Origin of the sequence: Streptococcus sp. 1032, assembly GCF_013277015.1 — a bacterium.
Lineage (GTDB): Bacteria > Bacillota > Bacilli > Lactobacillales > Streptococcaceae > Streptococcus.
Genome location: NZ_VMMD01000020.1, coordinates 22,955 through 45,177, shown reverse-complemented (window position 1 = coordinate 45,177; position 22,223 = coordinate 22,955). Strand labels below are relative to the sequence as shown.

Sequence of the window (22,223 nt, the reverse complement as noted above, 5' to 3'; positions counted from 1 at the left end):
ATTTTTTGATGAAAAAAGAGACTGAATTTAAGGAGAAAATGAAGTATAGTGTATTGAAGTTGAAATAGTACACTTTGACTTCTAAGACATTGTTAGAAATTGGTTTAAATTCCCTAATCAATTTGCGCATGTTTTATTTCATTTTACGATAGTATGCTGAAACTTTTCAAAAAGTACTAGAAATTGACTTGGATTCTCCAATTGATTTGTTCAGATTCACTATAAATAAAAATTAATAAGTGGGATAGGAAGTTAGCGTCAACTAGGATAGTATCTTGCTTAAACAGTATATATGGGATTGATATAAGTCCCTAGGCCCTATTAGAGGATGTTCTGGTGTCTTATTCACTTGTTTTTTATAGCATTAGTAGATAGAATCAGCAAATAAAAAAGTAGTTCAAATGCCTGGTAGCAAAAGATCTCAACGATTCACTTAATGTAGACTAAAGTTTAGAGTTTAAGGAAAGTAGGGATAGTATATTGTATGAAAAAATAAGATGGTTTTTAAGCAAAACTCTTGAAAATGATTGAAAAAAGAGTTATTATAGTTGTATAGTAAAAAGCAAACGCTTACTTAATCAAGGAGGACAGTTTATGTCATACAAAACAAGCAATGCAGAAGGTCATGTAGATTTCATCAATACCTATGATTTGGAGCCAATGGCGCAACAAGTGATCCCTAAAGCAGCCTTTGGTTATATCGCTAGTGGGGCGGAAGATACTTTCACTTTAAGAGAGAATATCCGCGCCTTTAACCACAAACTCATCGTTCCTCATACACTTTGCAATGTAGAAAATCCAAGTACAGAGATTGAGTTTGCAGGCGAAAAATTGTCTTCACCAATCATTATGGCGCCTGTTGCGGCTCATAAATTAGCGAATGAACAGGGTGAAGTGGCGACTGCGCGTGGTGTGCATGAGTTCGGTTCTCTTTATACAACCAGTTCTTACTCTACTGTTGACCTTCCAGAGATTTCTGAAGCCCTTCAAGGGACACCTCATTGGTTCCAATTTTACTTTAGTAAAGATGATGGCATTAACCGCCACATCATGGATCGTGTGAAGGCTGAAGGTTATAAAGCGATTGTCTTGACAGCAGATGCTACTGTAGGGGGCAATCGTGAGGTGGATAAGCGTAATGGCTTTGTCTTCCCAGTTGGCATGCCGATTGTTGAAGAATACCTGCCAGAAGGTGCTGGTAAATCAATGGACTTTGTTTACAAATCAGCTAAACAACGCTTGTCTCCACGCGATGTAGAATTTATCGCTGAATACTCAGGACTTCCTGTGTATGTCAAGGGACCACAATGCCGTGAGGACGTTGAACGTTCGCTTGCTGCGGGAGCATCTGGTATCTGGGTAACCAACCACGGTGGACGCCAAATCGACGGTGGACCAGCTGCCTTTGACTCACTTCAAGAAGTAGCAGAAGCAGTTGATAAACGTGTGCCAATTGTCTTTGACTCTGGTGTTCGTCGTGGTCAACATGTCTTTAAAGCCTTGGCTTCAGGAGCAGACTTGGTAGCTATTGGTCGCCCGGTTATCTATGGCTTGGCTCTAGGCGGTAGTGTTGGTGTGCGTCAAGTCTTTGAACACTTGAATGCGGAATTGAAGACAGTTATGCAGTTGTCTGGAACTCAGACCATTGAAGATGTTAAACACTTCAAACTCCGTCACAACCCATACAACCCAACTTTCCCAGTTGACCCTCGTGACTTAAAATTGTATTGATAAAAGAGATTGCCTCCACTGAATGTGGAGGTTTTTCTTCGTGTATTGGAAGAATAAATCGCTATCAAAAACTATATAAAGATATTTTTCGGTCAAATATCTTGCTAGAGCTTTCATTTTTTGCTATACTGGTGCAGTAATTAAATAATAGAGACATTTGGGGTGCTTTAAGCTGAGATGATACCCATTGAACCTGATACAGTTAAGACTGGCGAAGGGAAATGTGAAACGTTTTTTCGTATGGCGAAATGAACGATCTAATCTTGTAAGTCAACTCTAATTCTTGATTGTAATTGGAGTTTTTTTGTTTATATAAACTGGATAGGTTTGTTTAGGTAGCTCTCTGCAAATGCCCTCAATGTTCTTTAAAAGGATCAAGTGGAATTAGGATTTTACTTGGTATCTCTTGGTGTTTTATTGATTACTAAGGAGTAAAGAGAGGAAAAAATAAATATGGAAACACAGGTTTATGCATTTGAGCCAGGTTTGACTGTTGGAGAATTATTAAAAAATAGTCAGAAGGATTGGCAGGCTGCAATCAATCATCGTTTTGTCAAGGAACTTTTTGCGGGGACAATTGAGAATAAGGTCTTAAAAGACTACCTGATTCAAGATTATCACTTCTTTGATGCCTTCTTATCTATGCTGGGTTCCTGTGTAGCCTACGCAGACCAGCTTGAATCCAAGCTTCGTTTTGCCAAGCAACTAGGCTTTCTTGAAGCAGATGAAGACGGTTATTTCCAAAAGGCTTTCAAAGAGTTAAAAGTATCTGAGAATGATTATCTGGAAGTGACCTTGCACCCTGTAACAAAAGACTTTCAGCAGCTTATGTATTCTGCTGTGTCTTCATCAGACTATGCCCATCTTTTGATCATGTTGGTCATTGCGGAAGGTCTCTATTTAGACTGGGGTTCTAAAGATTTGGCTCTACCTGAAGCCTATATTCATTCGGAATGGATCAATCTCCACAGAGGTCCTTTCTTTGCAGAGTGGGTTCAATTTCTTATTGACGAACTCAATCGTGTCGGGAAAGGTCGAGAAGATTTGACAGAACTTCAGCAACGCTGGAATCAAGCAGTTGCTTTAGAATTAGCCTTTTTTGATATTGGTTATGACGCCTAGAGAAAGTTTAGGATATTTACAAATTTGATGAGGTAAATCATTCAATGTAAATGAAAAAAATTTCTTAACAAAAGATAGAGATAAATCGAAATCAGTATATCGTATAAAGTGAAAAGGAAGGATTTCAATATGACAAGTTTAAAATTATTAAAAGAAAAAGCACCTTTGGTCATTTGCATAACCAATGATGTAGTAAAAAATTTCACAGCAAATGGATTAGTAGCACTGGGTGCCTCACCAGCTATGAGCGAGTACCCAGCAGACTTAGAAGATCTATTAAAATATGCTGGAGGATTATTGATTAACATTGGGACTTTAACGGATGATAATTGGAAATTATACCAAGCTGCTCTGAAAATTGCCGAGAAATATAATGTCCCAGCAGTTTTAGATCCTGTAGCCTGTGGAGCAGGAGAATATAGAAAAAAAGTAGCAGATGATTTAATCAACAATTACAAACTAGCTGCGATTAGGGGGAATGCTGGAGAGATTGCTTCTTTAGTAGGTATAAATGTGGCATCTAAAGGAGTAGATAGTGCTGGTGTGGATAATATTGATGAGATTGCTCTAGCAGCCAACGCTAAGTTTCATATTCCAATAGTAGTGACTGGAGAAGTTGATGCGATTGCTGTTAATGGAGAAGTGGTAACGATTCATAATGGTAGTGCCATGATGCCAAAAGTTATTGGGACAGGATGCTTATTAGGTGCTGTAATAGCAAGCTTTATCGGACTTGAAAAAGGTCAAGAATTGAAATCATTAGAAACAGCAATGTTGGTTTACAATATCGCTGGAGAAATGGCAGAAAAACGCCCAATGGGCATCTTCCTGGGACATTTAAAGTTGAATTTATAAATGCCTTATATGAGATTACAGATGAAGATGTAAAGGAATTCAAAAGAGTGAAGTAAAATGTTTCATAAAGAATTATTAAAACTATATTTTATTTGTGGAACGACTACTTGCCAAGGTAAAGATCTATATAGAGTTGTTGAGGAAGCCTTAAAAGGTGGTATAACCTTATTTCAATTTCGTGAAAAAGGGGAGGGAGCCCTGGAAGGTAAAGAAAAAGTCGAATTAGCAATTAAACTACAGGATCTTTGTAAAAAATATAATGTTCCATTTATCGTTAATGATGATATCGATTTGGCAATGAAAATTGACGCTGATGGCGTACATGTAGGTCAAGATGATATTGGTGTTGATGAAATTAGAAAATTGATGCCAGATAAAATAATTGGTCTTTCTATAAAGAACGAGAAAGAATTTCAACAGTCAAAAGTTGAATATGTAGATTATGTTGGTGTTGGTCCTGTATTTGATACCCAGTCAAAAGATGATGCTGGTGGCGCTATAGGTTATGAAGGTCTTAAATTGATGAGAAAACTATTGCCACAAATGCCCTTAGTTGCAATTGGTGGGATACAGACGCAACATATTAAAGACATTATGAAGACCAATGTTGACGGTGTTTCAATCATTTCAGCAATATCGTATGCAAAAAATATAGAAAAAACTGTTCGAGAAATGAGTGAACAATAGGTATCTATCCTTGGATTCTAAGTAAGTGGAAGTTTCCCTTTTCTAAAAAGCTATGTCCAAATTCAGCTCAAATGGCTAATCCATCAAACAAGTCATTTGTTTTTTACAAAAGAAAGATCTGCTATCTTTGTGAGTGCAAGGATGTATTTCCAGTTCAATTTCTTGAATTGTAATAAATCATTTGTTATAATAGTTATATAATTAAATAATAAAGACATTTGGGGTGCTTTAGGCTGAGATGATACCCATTGAACCTGATACAGTTAATACTGGCGAAGGGAAATGTGAAAAGTTTTTTTCGTATGTCGAAAAGAACGGTCTAATCTTGTAAGCTGAACTCTAATTCTCGTTTGTAATTGGAGTTTTTTTGTTTATTAAAAGAGGATAGTCTGGACGTTAATACTCAATGAAAATCAAAGAGCAAACTAGGAAACTGGCCGCAGGCTGTACTTGAGTACGGCAAGGCGACGTTGACGTGGTTTGAATTTGATTTTCGAAGAGTATAAGCCTTTTGGCAGCTCACCTTGAGCACCCCACTTTTCTTTAAAAAGGAGTTTTTTATGTTGAAAAAATGGCAGTTAAAAGATGTTATTTTGCTTGCTTTCTTGTCTATCTTTTTTGGTGGGGTTTTCGTTGGTTCAGGATATGTGTATAATATTCTCAGCCTACTCTTAACACCTCTTGGTTTACAGGCTTTTGCCAATGAAATCCTTTTTGGACTCTGGTGTATGGCTGCGCCCATTGCTGCCATCTTTGTTCCGAGAGTCGGAAGTGCAACGATTGGAGAAGTGCTAGCTGCGCTTGCTGAAGTCCTTTATGGTAGCCAATTCGGGCTAGGTGCCCTTTTGTCTGGCTTGGTTCAAGGTTTGGGAAGTGAACTTGGTTTTATCGTAACCAAGAATCGCTATGAAAGTTGGCTCTCTCTAACTGCCAATAGTATTGGGATTACGCTTGTTAGCTTTGTCTATGAATACATTAAGTTAGGTTACTACGCCTTTTCAGTGCCTTTTGTACTTTCCTTGCTAGTGGTACGTTTTATTTCCGTCTTTTTTTTCTGTACCATCTTGGTTCGTGCCATTGTCAAACTTTATCATCAGTTTGCAGCTGGAGGAAAAGCATAGATGGGTCTGGAATTACGGGAGATTCAGTCCCCAATTTTTTCGGAACCGATTGATTTTACTTTTCATGAGCAAGCTTTTACCTTGTTGGTTGGGAGCAGTGGTTCTGGAAAATCGAGTCTCTTTCAAATGATTGCCCAAGTTAGTTCTCTTCCCTATAGCGGTCAAGTACTGATAAATGGGAGCGAGGTCAGTCAGCTTTCTATCATCGAACGTGTCCAGACGGTTGGTATTCTCTTTCAAAATCCTAATCATCAATTTACCATGGAGAGCTTGTTTGAGGAGCTGATTTTTACCTTGGAGAATATCGGCTATCACCTTCAGGAAATTGATTCAAAAATAGCAGAGGTGGTTCGACAATGTCGCTGTGAGAAGATCTTGCACCGTCCCATCCATCACTTATCAGGTGGAGAAAAGCAAAAGGCTGCCTTGGCTGTTCTCTTTGCTATGAATCCTAGGGTCTATCTCTTGGATGAGCCTTTCGCTTCCATTGACCGCAAGAGTAGGATAGAGATATTGGAGATTCTAAAAGAGTTGGTCTCTGATGGGAAGACAGTTATTTTGTGCGACCATGATTTAACGGACTATGAAGCCTATATTGACCATATGGTGGAGCTAAGAGATGGTCAACTAAGGGAAGTGTTTCAAATCCCTACCTCTGAAATGACACAGGTTGCTTCAAAGGAGGTTGCTTCTAGCCCAGAACTATTCCATATGGACAAAACAACTTGTGAGCTGAATAATCGCCCCCTCTTTTCGATTGCAGATTTCACATTCTACCAAGGAATTTCCTGTATCTTGGGTGATAATGGTGTCGGGAAATCAACCCTCTTTCGCTCCATTCTTCAATTTCAAAAGTATAAGGGGCGCATTACCTGGAAGGGGACAGTTCTGAAAAAGAAAAAGAGTTTGTATCATGACCTGACGGGTGTGGTTCAGGAAGCTGAGAAGCAGTTTATTCGATCCAGTCTGCGAGAGGAACTTCAATTAGATGGACCTGATTCTGAAAGAAATCAGCGTATTCTTCAAGCCTTACGATATTTTGATCTGGAGAAGGAACTTGATAAGAGTCCCTATCAATTAAGTGGTGGTCAGCAAAAGATTCTTCAGCTCTTGACCATCTTGACCAGCAAGGCTTCTGTGATTTTACTAGATGAACCTTTTGCAGGTTTGGATGATAGAGCTTGTCATTATTTTTGTCAGTGGATTGTGGAGGAGAGAAATCAAGGAAGAAGTTTTCTGATCATTAGCCATCGTTTGGATCCCTTGATCTCTGTGGTTGATTATTGGATTGAGATGACTAGTCAGGGTCTCAGTCATGTGAAAGCAGTGACAATTACCAAACCACTCACATCTCAGAGTAGCAATACCCAAGGGGAGGTGAGATAGTATGGTCAAAGTAGCAACCCAGACACCGATTATCAGTCTCTTTTTGCTGATTTTATCCTTGGAAACATCTTTCATTCCTTCGATTGCTCTTAATCTCTCGGTAGTTGCATTTTGTATTCTCTTTATGCTCTATTACCGTAGATTTAAAGTATTGGCTTGGATGATTCTGCTTGCCATTTTGCCATCCTTTGCCAACTACTGGGCAGTTCAGTTACATGGAGATGCTTCGCAGGCAGTCATACTTGGAACGAGGGCCTTTGTTACCGTTTGTATTGGTCTTGTCTTTGTTTCCTCTATTTCCCTAAAAGAGCTTCTTTTATACTTGGCTCAAAAGGGGCTATCACGGTCTTGGGCTTATGCCTTGATTGTGGTATTCAATTCCTTCCCCCTCATTCAGCAAGAAATCAAGTCCCTAAAAGAAGCTTGCCTATTACGTGGTCAAGAACTGCATTTTTGGTCGCCCTTGATTTACAGCAAGGTTCTGATGACAGTCTTTAGGTGGCGCCATCTTTACCTGAGAGCCCTGTCGGCGCATGGATATGACGAACATGCACAGGTGGAGGATCGCTATCGGACTTTTTATATTCCTCAAAGGACACTATTCATCTACCTGCTGTTCTTTTTATTGCTTCAAACCAGTCTATTTTTATAAAGGAGTTATTATGGAATTTACAGATATTGCGATGGAATTATCAAAGGAAGCTTGGCAGGCTTCCTTTCATCACCCCTTTGTATTACAGTTACAAGAGGGAAATTTAGACCCTGCCATTTTCCGCTATTACCTGATTCAGGATGCCTACTATCTGAAGGCCTTCTCAGAAGCCTATCACCTCTTGGCTGATAAGACTTCAAACCAAGAGATGAAAAGACTCTTGAAACAAAATGCTCAGAGTCTAGTGGAGGGTGAGTTATTTATCCGCCAACAATTTTTCAAGGAATTGGAAATCAGCGATCAGGAAATGGAGCAACATCCAATCGCTCCAACCTGTTATCATTACATTTCTCATATTTATCGGCAATTTGCAGAGCCAAACTTGGGCATTGCTTTTGCGAGCTTGCTGCCTTGTCCTTGGCTATATCATGATATAGGCAAATCACTTAATCTTAAACCATCACCAAATCCTCTCTACCAACAATGGATTGAAACTTATATTACGGATGAGTTAGAGCAGCAGATCAGAGAGGAGGGAGCATTGGTCAATCAGCTCTATCGCGAAAGTGATGATACAGACAAGCAAAAAATGTTAGATGCCTTCCACATCAGTGTTCACATGGAAGCTAAGTTTTGGGAAATGGCTTACCAACACCAGACATGGAAGAGCGATTTACAGTCTTTAGAAACAGGAGAAGAATAGAAACATGAGAAAGCACCAATTACAAGTTCACAAATTAACCATTTTATCCATGATGATTGCCCTTGATGTAGTCCTTACGCCTATCTTTCGGATTGAGGGAATGGCACCGATGTCCAGTGTAGTCAATATTCTAGCAGGAATCATGATGGGACCTGTTTATGCCTTGGCCATGGCTACAGTCACAGCCTTTATCCGTATGACGACTCAAGGGATTCCTCCTTTAGCTCTCACAGGAGCGACTTTTGGAGCCCTCCTTGCAGGTCTCTTTTATAAGTATGGTCGAAAATTTTATTTTTCTGCCTTGGGAGAAATTTTGGGAACAGGTATTATTGGTTCTATTGTTTCCTATCCTGTTATGGTACTCTTTACAGGATCAGCTGCAAAGCTTAGCTGGTTTATCTATACTCCTCGATTTTTCGGAGCAACCTTGATTGGTACAGCGATTTCCTTTATTGCCTTTCGATTTTTAATCAAGCAGGAATTCTTTAAAAAAGTGCAAGGATATTTCTTTGGTGAAAGGATAGACTGATGCAGGCATTGACAAATCCTTTTCCTCTGGAAACGACTTCCCTAATTCACTGTATTACCAATGAGATTTCTTGTGAGATGCTAGCAAATGGGATTTTGGCTTTGGGATGTAAACCAGTTATGGCAGATGATTCCCGTGAGGTTCTTGATTTTACTAAGCAAAGCCAGGCACTCTTCATCAATTTGGGGCATTTGTCAGCTGAGAAGGAAAAAGCAATCCGTATGGCAGCTTCTTATGCAGCTCAAGTTTGTCTCCCAATGGTAGTAGATGCGGTTGGCGTAACAGCTTCAGTCATTCGTAAGAGCTTAGTTAAAGACCTTTTAGACAATAGCCCTACGGTCCTTAAAGGAAATATGTCAGAAATTCGAAGTCTTGTTGGCTTAAAACACCACGGCGTTGGGGTCGATGCGAGTGCTAAAGACCAAGAAACTGAGGATTTACTTCAAGTCTTGAAAGACTGGTGTCAGCTTTATCCTGGTATGTCATTCTTAGTTACTGGCCCCAAGGATCTCATCGTTTCGAAGAATCAAGTTGCTGTATTGGAGAATGGCTGTGCAGAATTAGACTGGATAACAGGGACAGGAGATTTGGTTGGAGCCTTAACAGCCGTTTTTCTCAGCCAAGGAAAGACTGGTTTTGAAGCTTCTTGCCTAGCAGTCTCTTATCTCAATATTGCTGCTGAGAGAATAGTTGTTCAAGGAATGGGATTGGAAGAATTTCGTTACCAAGTACTCAATCAGCTTTCGCTTCTAAGAAGAGATGAAAACTGGCTAGATGCCATCAAAGGAGATATTTATGAATAGAGAAGCACTTAGACTATATCTGGTAACCAATCGCTACCAAGATTCTGTGGAAAGCTTTCTTGAAAAGGTTGAGACGGCTTGCCGTTCAGGGGTTACCATAGTCCAATTGCGAGAAAAAAATCTCACAACCAAACAATATTATCAACTGGCAAAACAAGTCAAGGAAATAACAGATGGCTATCAGGTACCCTTGATAATCGATGATCGGTTGGATGTTTGTCTTGCGGTTGATGCAGCAGGTCTGCATATCGGAGACGATGAATTACCCGTTTCGGTTGCCCGACAAGTCTTGGGTCCTGAAAAAATCCTTGGTGTCACCGCTAAAACAATAAAAAGAGCTCTGGAAGCGGAGAAATCAGGTGCAGATTACTTGGGGACAGGAGCCATTTTCCCAACCACCACCAAGGAAAATGCGCCCATCACTCTGATATCGACCTTGAAAACAATTTGCCAAACGGTTGCCATTCCAGTAGTTGCTATTGGCGGCTTGACTTCAGAGAACATTGACCAGCTTATGGGCACTGGCATAGTTGGAGTAGCTGTAGTGCGTGATTTGATGCAGGCAGAAGATATTGAGGCAAAAACGCAAGCCTTTTTAACAAAGTTGCATGACATTATTTCCTAACTAATACTCAATGAAAATCAAAGAGGAAGTTAGCCTCAGGTTGCTCAAAGCCCTGCCTTGAGGTTTTAGATAAGACTGACGAAGTCAGCTCAAAACAGTATTTTGAGGTTGCAGATGGAAGCTGACGTAGTTTGAAGAGATTTTCGAAGAGTATAAAAACTCTCTAATTCCCTTAAAGTGGGAACTAGAGAGTTTTTTTCTTAATCTTTAAAAGTTGTATGGTTGACTGGGCCAGAACCATGACCAAGTTGAGGAGCGTCTTGAATAGCTTTTGTGATAAAGGCCTTGGCCTTATCAACTGCCTGATAAAGGCTTTTTCCCTTGGCTAGTTCAGCCGTAATCACTGCAGCAAAGGTACATCCAGTACCATGGGTGTGACAGGTTTGAATTCTTGGACTTTCCCAGACAAATTGCTCATCCTTGGTAAAGAGGAAGTCTTTGGCACCGCCTTCGAGATGACCACCTTTGATGACTACAGACTGAGGACCAAATTCTTTTAAAATCAGGCGACCAGCACGCTGCATGTCTTCAGGATCATGGATTGAAAAACCAACAATCTCTTCTGCCTCAGGAAGATTTGGCGTAATAATCGTTGCTAGAGGTAGTAAGTTTGTTTTGAGATAGTCTCTAGCAACTGAGTCGATCAAGGCATCTCCACTTGTAGCAACCATAACAGGATCAAGGACATAGGGACAATCCAGTTTTTTAAGATAGGGTTGGATGATTTCCATGATTTCAGTAGTTGCCAACATTCCAGTTTTTACAGCCTGAGGTGGAATATCCGAAAAGACACTGTCCAATTGGGCTTTCAACATTTGAGGAGAAACGTGCTCAATCAATTGAACGCCTCTGGTATTTTGAGCAACAAGGCTAGTCACAACGGCCATTCCATAGACATCTCTCGCTTGGAACGACTTTAAATCAGCCATAATGCCAGCACCACCACTAGGGTCAGTCCCTGCAATGGTCAGAGCAACGGGTAAATAAGTCATCTAAAACCTCCCAACCAACTGAAGTTTGTATTCTTAAGAACAAGCTAATCTGTTTCAGGAAGGCAATAGAAGACTGCTAGTCCCCATTATCATTTCCACTTCCATCAGCTAGCATTACCTAGATTGAGTCAAAGGGATCTAACAGTCGTTAATCTCAGCTTTACGCACCCCTAGTGGTTGTTTTCTTTTTTTCTTTAGTATAGCATATTTTTATTGTTTATATAGTAATATTTGACTGCAAATCGTTTTTCAAATGATTAAAATTCTATTTTTCAAAGAAAAGATTGATTTTATAATTGACAAATGTAGATTTTGAGAGTATACTAATAACTGTAATCGACAAATGTAGATTTAGGAGGTGTGATTATGCAGATTTCAGATGCAGAATGGCAGGTCATGAAGATTATTTGGATGCAAGGAGAGCAGACCAGTACGGATTTGATCAGGGTTCTGGCGGAGCGGTTCGACTGGTCCAAGTCAACCATTCAAACTCTTTTGGCTCGTTTGGTTGAGAAAGAGTGCCTGACTCGGAAAAAAGAAGGCAAGTCCTTTGTCTATTCAGCCCTTTTAACTTTGGACCAAAGTCGAGACTTGCTTGTCCAAGATATTAAAGATAAAGTTTGTTCCCGTAGGATTAAGAACTTGTTGGCTGATTTGATTGCTGAATGTGATTTTACTCAGGCTGACTTAGAAGACTTGGAAGCTGTGATTTCAGAGAAGAAATCAAGCGCTGTAACAGAAGTAAAATGTAATTGTATGTAAAGGAGACGTCATGTTAAATAGTATTGTAACCATTATTTGTATTGCCCTTATCGCGTTTATCTTGTTTTGGTTTTTCAAAAAGCCTGAAAAATCTGGACAAAAGGCCCAGCAAAAAAACGGCTACCAAGAGATTCGAGTGGAGGTCATGGGGGGCTATACGCCTGAGTTGATTATCCTCAAGAAATCAGTGCCAGCCCGCATTGTCTTTGACCGTAAGGACCCTTCACCCTGTCTGGACCAAATTGTTTTTCCAGATTTTGGTGTACATGCGGACCTGCCTATGGGGGAAGAGTATGTAGTGGAAATCACGCCTGAGCAGGCTGGAGAGTATGGTTTCTCTTGTGGCATGAATATGATGCACGGTAAGATGATTGTAGAATAGGAGAATGATATGACTGAAATTGTAAAAGCAAGTCTTGAAAATGGTGTTCAAAAAATCCGTATCACGGCAGACAAAGGCTACCATCCAGCCCACATTCAACTGCAAAAAGGAGTTCCTGCTGAGATCACCTTTCACCGTGTGACACCTTCAAACTGTTATAAGGAAATTCTGTTTGAAGAAGAAGACATCTTGGAACCAATCGGCGTAGACGAAGAGAAAACAATTCGTTTTACCCCTCAAGAAATAGGTCAACATGAATTTTCTTGTGGCATGAAGATGCAAAAGGGGAGTTATACCGTGGTTGAGAAGACTCGAAAATCTCTATCACTTTTACAGCGTTTTTGGATTACTAGTATCTTTACTGTGCCTCTTGTGATTCTCATGATTGGGATGTCGACAGGAGGAATTAGTCATCAAGTCATGCGTTGGGGAAGCTTTTTAGCGACAACACCGATTATGCTAGTAGCAGGTGGTCCTTATATCCAAAGTGCTTGGGCTAGTTTTAAAAAGCACAATGCCAACATGGATACCTTGGTTGCTCTTGGAACCCTAGTGGCCTATTTCTATAGCTTAGTTGCCCTCTTCGCTGGTCTCCCCGTTTACTTTGAAAGTGCTGCCTTTATCTTCTTCTTCGTTCTTATGGGAGCCGTTTTTGAGGAGAAAATGCGGAAAAATACGTCCCAAGCTGTGGAGAAATTACTGGACTTGCAGGCTAAAACTGCAGAAGTCTTGCGTGAGGATCACTATGTTCAAGTTCCTTTGGAACAAGTCAAGGTAGGTGACCTGATTCGAGTGCGTCCCGGTGAAAAGATTGCGGTTGATGGGGTTGTAGTCGAAGGTGTGTCCAGTATTGATGAGTCTATGGTGACAGGTGAGAGTCTGCCTGTGGACAAGACAGTTGGAGATACTGTCATTGGCTCAACCATCAATAATAGCGGAACACTTGTTTTTAGAGCAGAAAAAGTTGGTTCAGAAACTGTTTTGGCTCAGATTGTCGATTTTGTGAAGAAAGCTCAGACAAGTCGTGCGCCGATTCAGGACTTGACGGATAAAATTTCAGGCATTTTTGTCCCAGCAGTTGTCATTTTAGGAATCGTGACCTTTTGGGTTTGGTTCGTCTTGCTCAGGGATAGTGTAGTCGTGCTTGGAGCGAGTTTTGTGTCTTCTCTTCTCTATGGGGTGGCGGTTTTGATTATCGCCTGTCCTTGTGCCTTGGGACTGGCAACACCGACAGCCCTTATGGTAGGGACAGGACGCAGTGCCAAGATGGGAGTTCTTCTCAAAAATGGAATGGTTCTACAGGAAATCCAGAAAGTTCAAACGATTGTCTTTGATAAGACTGGGACTTTGACGGAAGGGAAGCCTGTGGTAACAGATATCATCGGCGACGAAGTAGAAGTGCTTGGATTGGCAGCTTCCTTGGAAGAAGCTTCTCAACACCCACTGGCTGAGGCCATTGTCCAGCGAGCGACTGAAATTGGACTTGAGCTTCATACTGTGGAAAATTTCCAAGCCTTGCACGGAAAAGGTGTCTCAGGGCAAATCAATGGAAAACAAGTTCTGCTTGGAAATGCTAAAATGCTGGATGGTCTGAACATTTCAAGCACTTATCAGGAAAAACTAGAAGAACTGGAAAAAGAAGCTAAGACAGTTGTGTTCTTGGCTGTGGACAATGAAATCAAAGGCTTGCTTGCTCTGCAAGATATTCCCAAGGAAAATGCCAAGCTAGCCATCAGTCAGTTGAAAAAACGTGGTCTTAAAACAGTCATGCTGACAGGAGACAATGCAGGTGTGGCGCGTGCTATTGCGGATCAGATCGGAATCGAAGAGGTCATTGCAGGTGTATTACCAGAAGAAAAAGCCCATGAAATCCATAAACTACAAGCGACTGGAAAAGTAGCCTTTGTTGGTGACGGTATCAATGACGCTCCTGCCCTCAGTGTAGCGGATGTGGGGATTGCCATGGGAGCTGGAACAGATATCGCCATCGAGTCAGCGGATTTGGTGTTGACAACCAATAACCTCTTAGGAGTGGTTCGTGCCTTTGACATGAGTAAGAAAACCTTTCATCGAATTCTGCTCAATCTTTTCTGGGCTTTTATCTACAATGTTGTCGGAATTCCGATTGCAGCAGGAATCTTTTCAGGTGTTGGACTGGCTCTCAATCCAGAATTGGCAGGTCTAGCCATGGCCTTTAGTTCTGTATCCGTTCTGACCAGTTCCCTTCTCTTAAACTTTAGTAAAATAGACTAAAAGTAATGACTAGATTTCTTTGTTATAAAACAGGAATGGCAGCATTTTCAAAACTGTATTAGAATAGAGAATAGAGAGTTTTGAGCAGATTTTTAGAAAAGTCAGCATAAATATGATACAGTGGAATAGTAAAAGTTTGGAGAACGTTTCCAATTCTATGTAATCGTATTCTCCAAGTCTAAAAAAATTGAAGGAGAGTTATCACTATGACTCAAGGGAAAATTACTGCATCTGCAGCAATGCTTAACGTATTGAAAACATGGGGCGTAGACACAATCTACGGTATCCCATCAGGAACACTCAGCTCATTGATGGACGCTTTGGCTGAAGAAAAAGATATCCGCTTCTTGCAAGTTCGCCACGAAGAAACAGGTGCTCTTGCAGCGGTTATGCAAGCTAAATTCGGTGGCTCAATCGGGGTTGCAGTTGGTTCAGGTGGTCCAGGTGCGACTCACTTGATTAACGGTGTTTACGATGCAGCTATGGATAACACTCCATTCCTAGCAATCCTTGGATCACGTCCAGTTAACGAACTCAACATGGATGCTTTCCAAGAATTGAACCAAAACCCAATGTACAACGGTATCGCTGTTTACAACAAACGTGTAGCTTACGCTGAGCAATTGCCAAAAGTAATCGACGAAGCTTGCCGTGCTGCAGTTTCTAAAAAAGGTCCAGCTGTTGTTGAAATCCCAGTAAACTTCGGTTTCCAAGAAATCGACGAAAACTCATACTATGGATCAGGTTCATACGAGCGTTCATTTATCGCTCCTGCTTTGAACGAAGTTGAAATCGACAAAGCTGTTGAAATCTTGAACAATGCTGAACGTCCAGTTATCTATGCTGGTTACGGTGGTGTTAAAGCTGGTGAAGTGATTACTGAATTGTCACGTAAAATCAAAGCACCAATCATCACAACTGGTAAAAACTTTGAAGCTTTCGAATGGAACTATGAAGGTTTGACAGGTTCTGCTTACCGTGTTGGTTGGAAACCAGCCAACGAAGTGGTCTTTGAAGCAGACACAGTTCTTTTCCTTGGTTCAAACTTCCCATTTGCTGAAGTTTACGAAGCATTCAAGAACACTGAAAAATTCATCCAAGTCGATATTGACCCTTACAAACTTGGTAAACGTCACGCCCTTGACGCTTCAATCCTTGGTGATGCAGGCCAAGCAGCCAAAGCTATCCTTGACAAAGTGAACCCAGTTGAATCTACTCCATGGTGGCGTGCAAACGTTAAGAACAACCAAAACTGGCGTGATTACATGAACAAACTCGAAGGTAAAACTGAGGGTGAATTGCAATTGTATCAAGTTTACAATGCAATCAACAAACATGCTGATCAAGACGCTATCTACTCAATCGACGTAGGTGACACTACTCAAACATCTACTCGTCACCTTCACATGACACCTAAGAACATGTGGCGTACATCTCCACTCTTTGCGACAATGGGTATTGCCCTTCCTGGTGGTATCGCTGCTAAGAAAGACAATCCAGATCGCCAAGTATGGAACATCATGGGTGACGGTGCATTCAACATGTGCTACCCAGACGTTATCACAAACGTTCAATACGACCTTCCAGTTATCAACGTTGTCTTCTCAAATGGTAAATATGCCTTCATCAAGGACAAATACGAAGACACAAACAAACACTTGTTTGGTTGTGACTTCTCTAATGCTGACTATGCGAAAATCGCTGAAGCGCAAGGTGCTGTAGGATTTACAGTTGACCGTATCGAAGACATCGATGCAGTTGTCGCAGAAGCTGTTAAATTGAACAAAGAAGGTAAAACTGTTGTGATCGATGCTCGCATCACTCCACACCGTCCACTTCCAGTAGAAGTACTTGAATTGGATCCAAAACTTCACTCAGAAGAAGCTATCAAAGCCTTCAAGGAAAAATACGAAGCAGAAGAACTCGTACCATTCCGTCTCTTCTTGGAAGAAGAAGGATTGCAATCACGCGCAATTAAATAATTCCTCTCGTCGAAAATCAAAGATAAATTTATAGACTTCTTTATTAGCTTACTGCCGACGATTCCATCATTGAAACCATAAATTTCAATGATGGAATCTAGTGTGGAGCCTAGAAAAAGTCCCAAAGGATTTTTCGTAGTTTGATGAGCAAATATTTGCCATCAAACTTGGTTTCACCTTGTTTATTCTTTGATTTTCATAGAGCAGAACTTGAAAAGATCGGAGAAATCCGGTCTTTTTATGGAGGATAGTAAATGAATTTAAATCAATTAGATATTATCGTTTCAGATGTTCCTCAAGTTTGTGCTGACTTGGAGCGTATTTTGGATAAAAAGTCCGATTATGCTGATGATGGTTTTGCTCAGTTTACGATTGGCAGTCACTGTCTGATGTTGTCACAAAATCATTTGATTCCTTTGGAAGATTTTCAGTCAGGAATCATTCTTCATATCGAGGTTGAGGATGTAGACCAGAACTACAAACGGTTGAACGAGCTTGGTATCCAGGTTTTAAACGGTCCAACTGTAACCGATTGGGGAACAGAGTCCTTATTAGTTAAAGGTCCTGCTGGTCTAGTGATTGATTTTTATCGTATGAAATAAGGGGCTTAGTTATTTGAAGATAACCTTAATTATTCTTAAAACAGAATGTGAGAATATGAACTATTGAAAGATCGGAGCAATCCGGTCTTTTTAATATAAAGAAATTGCATATAAATAGTTGACAGCGCTTTCCTAAAATCTTATAATAAAAATATAACAGTAGAAAATGAAACTGATATGGAAAGGAGAAATATGATTAAACAGCAGTAGTAAGTGGATTTTCTTATTTCATTGGAACTTGGGATTGAAATATCTCCATGAATAGATAGTAGGAGGAAAGAGATGCAAAAAAAGGATATTTATCTAATCTGTGTGACCATGATTATCTGTTCAGTTATTATAGGACTGATTATAGGAAGTTTTATTTTGCATGGTCTTGAAGATATTGCAGCAATCATTAACCACGGCTTACTGACAATCAATCAGTCCATCCATTGATTGACAATAGCTATTCATTTTTACATTTTATGGATCAAACAGATCGGAGCAATCCGGTCTGTTTCTTATTACAAGACTGTGATAGTTTACATTTTTATAATAAAAGTCTTAAAGTCTTGCTTATTTTTGTATTAAATTATAAAATAGAAAGTATAAAAGAATAAAAGAGGTTTTGAAAATGTCTGAAAAACAAATGAAAGTGTTGGGCTGGGTAGCGACCTTTATGTCTGTTATGATGTATGTGTCATATTTCCCACAAATCATGAATAATCTTGCAGGTCAAAAAGGCAACTTCATTCAACCCCTAGTCGCAGCTATCAACTGTAGTCTCTGGGTTTACTATGGTCTTTTCAAGAAGGAAAGAGATATTCCACTTGCAGCTGCTAATGCACCAGGTATCGTTTTTGGTTTAGTAACGGCTATCACAGCTTTGATTTAAAAAGGAGACTGCTTTCAGTCTTTTTATTTTATGAAAATAGATGCTTCATTAAAGTAATTTTTGAATGAGAGTTGAGGGAACAAGTCCAGTTACAGCTAGCTTTACGAGAGTCTTTTATGTTCGTCTCTATCAAAGAAAAAAGTATATCGTTACTATTTTTATAAAATCTTCTCCCTACTTTATAAGATGTTAAAAAGAGTTCAATTCGAACTCTTTTTTTGCTATAATGAGGGGAGAAAAATCAGACAGGAGATCAAGATGTCAGAACCATTATTTTTACAATCAGTTATGCAAGAAAAAATCTGGGGTGGAACCAAGCTACGTGATGAGTTTGGATACGACATCCCAAGTGAAAAAATCGGAGAATATTGGGCCATCTCAGCCCATCCAAATGGAGTCTCTAAAGTTGCCAATGGTCGCTTTGAAGGAACAGATCTAGCTACTTTATATGCAGAGCACCGTGAATTGTTTGGCAATCGTCCAGAACCTGTATTTCCACTGTTGACCAAAATCCTCGATGCCAACGACTGGCTCAGCGTCCAAGTTCACCCAGACGATGCTTACGGACTCGAGCATGAAGGCGAACTCGGAAAAACAGAATGCTGGTACATCATCGCTGCGGATGAAGGTTCAGAGATTATCTACGGTCACAATGCCAAGTCGAAAGAAGAACTTCGTCAGCAAATTGAGGACAAGAATTGGGATGCTTTGTTGACAAAAGTACCAGTTAAAGCTGGAGATTTCTTCTATGTGCCAAGTGGCACCATGCATGCTATTGGTGCGGGCATCTTGATTCTTGAAACCCAGCAGTCTAGTGACACCACCTATCGTGTCTATGACTTTGACCGTAAGGATGATAATGGTAACTTGCGTGAACTTCACCTTGAAAAATCCATTGATGTCTTGAACATTGGTGAGCCAGCAAATAGCCGTCCTGTGACTGTCAAAGCTGATGATTTGCGTTCCACTCTCCTTGTATCCAATGATTTCTTTGCAGTTTACAAGTGGGAAATTACTGGAAAAGTTGACTTCGAAAAGACAGCTGACTACAGCTTATTGAGTGTCTTAGCTGGTCAAGGTCAGCTAACTGTTGATGGAAAAAACTATTCAATTCAAAAAGGTAGCCACTTTATCCTACCTAGTGATGTTGAGGCTTGGACTCTGGAAGGGCAAGGTTTAGAATTGATTGTTAGCCATCCATAAAAAAGAAAGGGCCTGAGTTTACTACTCAAGTCCTTTTTGATTACATAAATTGGGCGATGAAGACCACGATGATGATGATTGGAATGATGAAACGAAGAAGGAAGAGCCAGACTTGGAAAAGTCCTTGTTTCCATGCTCTTTCATCAAGATGGAGTTCCTCCATTGCAAGAGCCTTTTTAAAGATATAGCCTGTAAAAAGTGAAAGGCAGAGAGCTCCAAATGGCATGAGGAGATTGGAAACCAAGAAGTCCATAGCGTCAAAGAAGGTCTTCCCAAAGATGTGAGCATCCGCCATAACACCGTAAGATAGGGCTGAAGGAATTCCAAAGACAAAGGTCAAAATTCCTAAAATAACACTCCATTTAGCACGCTTGCTGTTGTCCTGATTGGTGATATTGCCCACATTGATTTCCAGCATAACAACGGAAGAAGTGACCGTCGCAAAGAGGAAGAGCAAGAGGAAGAGGATGTAGAAAATGGTTCCAAAAGGCATCTTGTCAAAGAGTTGAGGCAAGACGATAAAGAGTAAGCTAGGCCCCCCTTCAGACTGGATATTGAAGGCTGACATGGCTGGGAAAATGGCTAGTCCTGCCATGATGGATACTGAGATATTCATGGCAACGATAGAAATCCCTGATTGAACTAGATTGGTTTTCTTGTCCAAGTAGGACGCATAAGTCAGCATGGCTGTAACCCCTAGTGAGAGGGCAAAGAAAGATTGTCCCAGAGCATAGAGGAGACCAGCGCTGGTCAGTTTTGAAAAGTCTGGTTTGAGGAAGTAAAGAACCCCTTCCATGGCATTTGGCAAACTGAGAGAGCGCCCGATGATGACAACAAAGATGATAAAGAGCAGGGGCATCATAACCTTAGAAGCTCTTTCAATCCCTTTTTGAACCCCACGTGATACAATAAAGATATTCAATAAGATAAAGGCTGCTTGAGCTCCAAGCGCAATGGCTGGATTGGAAATAATATCGGTAAAGAGCTGAGCATAGTCATTGGTAATGCCTAGGTGGAGAGCTTTACCGATAGCGATACCTAAATAAATGAAGACCCATCCTCCAATAACACTGTAGAAAGATAAGAGGATAAAGAGGGCAAAGGCACCAATCCAACCGATAAAGTTGTACTTACTATTCTTGCCTAGTTTTCCAAAGGTTTTGATAGCTGAGACACCAGCACTTCGGCCGAGAGCAAATTCAGCCAGCAATAGGGGGAAACCGATTAAAATAGTGGAAATGAGAAAGACTAGTAAAAAGCCTCCTCCACCGTTAGCAGCAGTCATGTAGGGGAATTTCCAAACGGCTCCAAGTCCGATGGCTGAACTAGCAGATGCTAGGATAAAGCCCAGTTTAGAACCCCATTGCGATTTTTCAGACATAGTTAAACTCCTAAAATTAGTGTTACAAAAGAAAAAGCTACTGCCCTTGGCAAATAGCCTCGTAAGTACTTAAAGTGAGCGTTTCTTTTGATTGATAGACTTGACTATCCTATCATGTTTTCTAAGGTCTGTCAAGAAAACCATTTTCATGTTATGATAAAGTAAAAAATTTCGCAAAATCGCTTGACTCTGACCTAGGGGGAGGGGTTATACTATCATTGTAAGGAGGAAATCATGTACCATATCAAAGAAGCTGCCCAGCTTTCGAGTGTCTCTGTCAAGACCCTGCACCACTACGATAAGATAGGACTTTTGGTTCCTTTAAAGTCTGAAAACGGCTATCGAACCTACAGTCAAGAGGATTTGGAACGCCTTCAGGTTATTCTTTATTACAAATATCTAGGTTTTTCTTTAGAAAAAATAGCAGAGCTGTTAAAGGAAGAGAGGTCAGATCTGTTGCCTCACTTGACCAGACAGTTGGATTATCTAACTCGAGAAAGGCAACATCTGGATAGCTTGATTTCCACCTTGCAAAAAACCATTCAAGAACAAAAAGGAGAAAGAGAAATGAGCATTGAAGAAAAATTCGCTGGATTTAACTACCAAGACCATCAAAAATACCACCAAGAGGCGGTAGAGAAATATGGACAAGAAGTCATGGACCAAGCGATCGAGCGCCAAAAAGGTCACGAAGACGAAGTTACGGCTGCCTTCAACCAGGTTTTTCGAGCCTTGTCACAAAATCTTCAAGCTGAACTGTCTGTAACAGCAACAGAAAACCAAGAAGAAGCTGCTAAACTCTTGCAAGCCATCCGTACTTATGGATTTGACTGCTCTATTGAGGTATTCGGTCATATCGGTAAAGGCTACGTCTACAACCCAGAATTTAAGGAAAACATTGACAAATTTGGAACTGGAACAGCCCAGTACACATCAGATGTGATTGCCCACTATGTCCAAACTCAGACAAAATAAAATCGGAGGAGTATTCTTCCGATTTTTACTAAATTCAAGCACTACTTGCTTAATAATTTTTCTACTACATTTAGTTTTCGCATTGTCAAATCTACATTAAAAAGCTTTTCAAGATAGTTGGTATGGAGTTTCTTTTGTTTTGCAGTTCTAGGGAGATAGAGGTAAAGACAATGGTTACCGATACAAATTTCTTCTTCACCGTAATCAATTTTCAATTTTTCTAAAGGGAGACTTTGAATAGATTCTTGATAAAAAATCACGTGTATACGGTCATAAAGATAGTGTTCTCCAAACGGGTTTTCTTGGACAATTTTTTTAAAATCACTTTTGTTCTTGATTACCATTTTTAAGTCAGCACCAATATTTTCATTTATTAGAGTATGGACACGTTCTCGTATTTTTTCTAAATCTAAGTCACTTTCAAGAATGATATTCCCACTTTGAATATAGGTTCGAACTTGTTGAAAACCAGCTTCTGTCAAGATATCTACTAGATAAGACATTTTAGGGATAGCATTTTTTCCATTAGGAGTAACTCCCCTTAACAAGATAATATGTTCCAAAGGACTTCCTTTCTTTTGGGGTAGATTGTTCCATTGA

General features: G+C 40.2%; 22 protein-coding genes, 1 pseudogene and 3 riboswitches. Of the genes and pseudogenes, 20 read left to right on the top strand and 3 right to left on the bottom strand.

Translation table 11 applies throughout. From position 1 onward, the window contains the following. Positions 1-594: 594 nt before the first annotated feature. From lctO to thiE (HT711_RS07795), 11 genes and pseudogenes are all read left to right on the top strand, one after another. The gene (gene lctO, locus HT711_RS07845) at positions 595-1,731 is read left to right on the top strand and encodes an L-lactate oxidase (RefSeq protein ID WP_049531486.1); all 1,137 of its coding nucleotides are present in this window, start codon (positions 595-597) and stop codon (positions 1,729-1,731) included. A gap of 148 nt (positions 1,732-1,879) precedes the next feature. After that, positions 1,880-1,968: riboswitch (TPP riboswitch) on the top strand. Between the two features lie 216 nt (positions 1,969-2,184). Next, positions 2,185-2,853, top strand: a complete 669-nt coding sequence (locus HT711_RS07840; RefSeq protein ID WP_173249966.1) for a TenA family protein — start codon at positions 2,185-2,187, stop codon at positions 2,851-2,853. Between the two features lie 129 nt (positions 2,854-2,982). After that, a pseudogene (thiM, locus tag HT711_RS07835) lies at positions 2,983-3,764 on the top strand (hydroxyethylthiazole kinase). A 1-nt stretch (position 3,765) separates the two neighbouring features. Continuing rightward, positions 3,766-4,395, top strand: coding sequence for a thiamine phosphate synthase (thiE, locus tag HT711_RS07830; RefSeq protein ID WP_173233682.1), 630 nt, complete (start codon positions 3,766-3,768; stop codon positions 4,393-4,395). Positions 4,396-4,604: 209 nt separating this feature from the next. Further along, positions 4,605-4,693: riboswitch (TPP riboswitch) on the top strand. Between the two features lie 262 nt (positions 4,694-4,955). Further along, on the top strand, positions 4,956-5,516 hold the full coding sequence (locus tag HT711_RS07825; RefSeq protein ID WP_173233684.1) for an ECF transporter S component: 561 nt from the start codon (positions 4,956-4,958) through the stop codon (positions 5,514-5,516). Continuing rightward, positions 5,517-6,902: an ABC transporter ATP-binding protein gene (locus HT711_RS07820; protein WP_173233687.1), complete on the top strand. Its 1,386-nt coding sequence runs from the start codon at positions 5,517-5,519 to the stop codon at positions 6,900-6,902. 1 nt (position 6,903) lies between these two features. Then, positions 6,904-7,554 carry an energy-coupling factor transporter transmembrane component T gene (locus HT711_RS07815; protein ID WP_164226382.1) on the top strand — a complete coding sequence of 217 codons (651 nt, stop codon included), beginning with the start codon at positions 6,904-6,906 and terminating at the stop codon, positions 7,552-7,554. Between the two features lie 10 nt (positions 7,555-7,564). Next, on the top strand, positions 7,565-8,257 hold the full coding sequence (gene tenA, locus HT711_RS07810) for a thiaminase II (protein ID WP_173233689.1): 693 nt from the start codon (positions 7,565-7,567) through the stop codon (positions 8,255-8,257). Between the two features lie 4 nt (positions 8,258-8,261). Further along, on the top strand, positions 8,262-8,786 hold the full coding sequence (thiW, locus tag HT711_RS07805; RefSeq protein ID WP_033685230.1) for an energy coupling factor transporter S component ThiW: 525 nt from the start codon (positions 8,262-8,264) through the stop codon (positions 8,784-8,786). Continuing rightward, positions 8,786-9,589 carry a hydroxyethylthiazole kinase gene (locus tag HT711_RS07800; protein ID WP_173233691.1) on the top strand — a complete coding sequence of 268 codons (804 nt, stop codon included), beginning with the start codon at positions 8,786-8,788 and terminating at the stop codon, positions 9,587-9,589. The genes thiW and HT711_RS07800 overlap by 1 nt, the downstream gene beginning before the upstream one ends. Next, positions 9,582-10,214 (top strand): thiamine phosphate synthase, encoded by a 633-nt coding sequence (gene thiE / locus HT711_RS07795; protein WP_173233693.1) that lies wholly within the window; start codon positions 9,582-9,584, stop codon positions 10,212-10,214. The genes HT711_RS07800 and thiE (HT711_RS07795) overlap by 8 nt, the downstream gene beginning before the upstream one ends. A gap of 200 nt (positions 10,215-10,414) precedes the next feature. On the opposite strand, the gene thiD is transcribed toward thiE (HT711_RS07795), so the two are convergent. Beyond that, a complete protein-coding gene (gene thiD / locus HT711_RS07790) occupies positions 10,415-11,206 on the bottom strand; it encodes a bifunctional hydroxymethylpyrimidine kinase/phosphomethylpyrimidine kinase (RefSeq protein ID WP_112443463.1) in 792 nt (263 codons plus the stop codon). 83 nt (positions 11,207-11,289) lie between these two features. Next, positions 11,290-11,388: riboswitch (TPP riboswitch) on the bottom strand. A gap of 184 nt (positions 11,389-11,572) precedes the next feature. On the opposite strand from thiD, the gene HT711_RS07785 reads away from it, so the two are divergent. From HT711_RS07785 to manA, 8 genes are all read left to right on the top strand, one after another. After that, positions 11,573-11,968 (top strand): CopY/TcrY family copper transport repressor, encoded by a 396-nt coding sequence (locus tag HT711_RS07785; protein WP_001167204.1) that lies wholly within the window; start codon positions 11,573-11,575, stop codon positions 11,966-11,968. Between the two features lie 10 nt (positions 11,969-11,978). Continuing rightward, positions 11,979-12,350 (top strand): cupredoxin domain-containing protein, encoded by a 372-nt coding sequence (locus tag HT711_RS07780; RefSeq protein ID WP_000935061.1) that lies wholly within the window; start codon positions 11,979-11,981, stop codon positions 12,348-12,350. Positions 12,351-12,359: 9 nt separating this feature from the next. After that, positions 12,360-14,603, top strand: coding sequence for a heavy metal translocating P-type ATPase (locus HT711_RS07775; protein ID WP_173233695.1), 2,244 nt, complete (start codon positions 12,360-12,362; stop codon positions 14,601-14,603). Positions 14,604-14,809: 206 nt separating this feature from the next. Then, complete coding sequence (spxB, locus tag HT711_RS07770) at positions 14,810-16,585, top strand: pyruvate oxidase (protein ID WP_050390073.1); 1,776 nt, start codon at positions 14,810-14,812, stop codon at positions 16,583-16,585. Between the two features lie 254 nt (positions 16,586-16,839). Further along, on the top strand, positions 16,840-17,187 hold the full coding sequence (locus HT711_RS07765; protein WP_173233697.1) for a VOC family protein: 348 nt from the start codon (positions 16,840-16,842) through the stop codon (positions 17,185-17,187). Between the two features lie 282 nt (positions 17,188-17,469). Next, complete coding sequence (locus HT711_RS07760) at positions 17,470-17,625, top strand: hypothetical protein (protein WP_173233699.1); 156 nt, start codon at positions 17,470-17,472, stop codon at positions 17,623-17,625. A gap of 178 nt (positions 17,626-17,803) precedes the next feature. Next, entirely contained in the window at positions 17,804-18,064 is a 261-nt protein-coding gene (locus tag HT711_RS07755; RefSeq protein WP_001291476.1) for a SemiSWEET family transporter, read from the top strand. Between the two features lie 258 nt (positions 18,065-18,322). Then, complete coding sequence (manA, locus tag HT711_RS07750) at positions 18,323-19,267, top strand: mannose-6-phosphate isomerase, class I (protein WP_173249964.1); 945 nt, start codon at positions 18,323-18,325, stop codon at positions 19,265-19,267. Positions 19,268-19,307: 40 nt separating this feature from the next. Here the strand turns inward: manA and HT711_RS07745 are convergent, their stop codons facing one another. Continuing rightward, positions 19,308-20,648, bottom strand: a complete 1,341-nt coding sequence (locus tag HT711_RS07745) for a sodium-dependent transporter (RefSeq protein WP_173249963.1) — start codon at positions 20,646-20,648, stop codon at positions 19,308-19,310. A gap of 234 nt (positions 20,649-20,882) precedes the next feature. Between HT711_RS07745 and HT711_RS07740 the strand changes: the two genes are divergently transcribed. Then, positions 20,883-21,623, top strand: coding sequence for a MerR family transcriptional regulator (locus HT711_RS07740; protein WP_173249961.1), 741 nt, complete (start codon positions 20,883-20,885; stop codon positions 21,621-21,623). A gap of 41 nt (positions 21,624-21,664) precedes the next feature. Here the strand turns inward: HT711_RS07740 and HT711_RS07735 are convergent, their stop codons facing one another. Further along, complete coding sequence (locus tag HT711_RS07735; RefSeq protein ID WP_000400051.1) at positions 21,665-22,186, bottom strand: DUF1697 domain-containing protein; 522 nt, start codon at positions 22,184-22,186, stop codon at positions 21,665-21,667. Positions 22,187-22,223 lie beyond the last annotated feature (37 nt).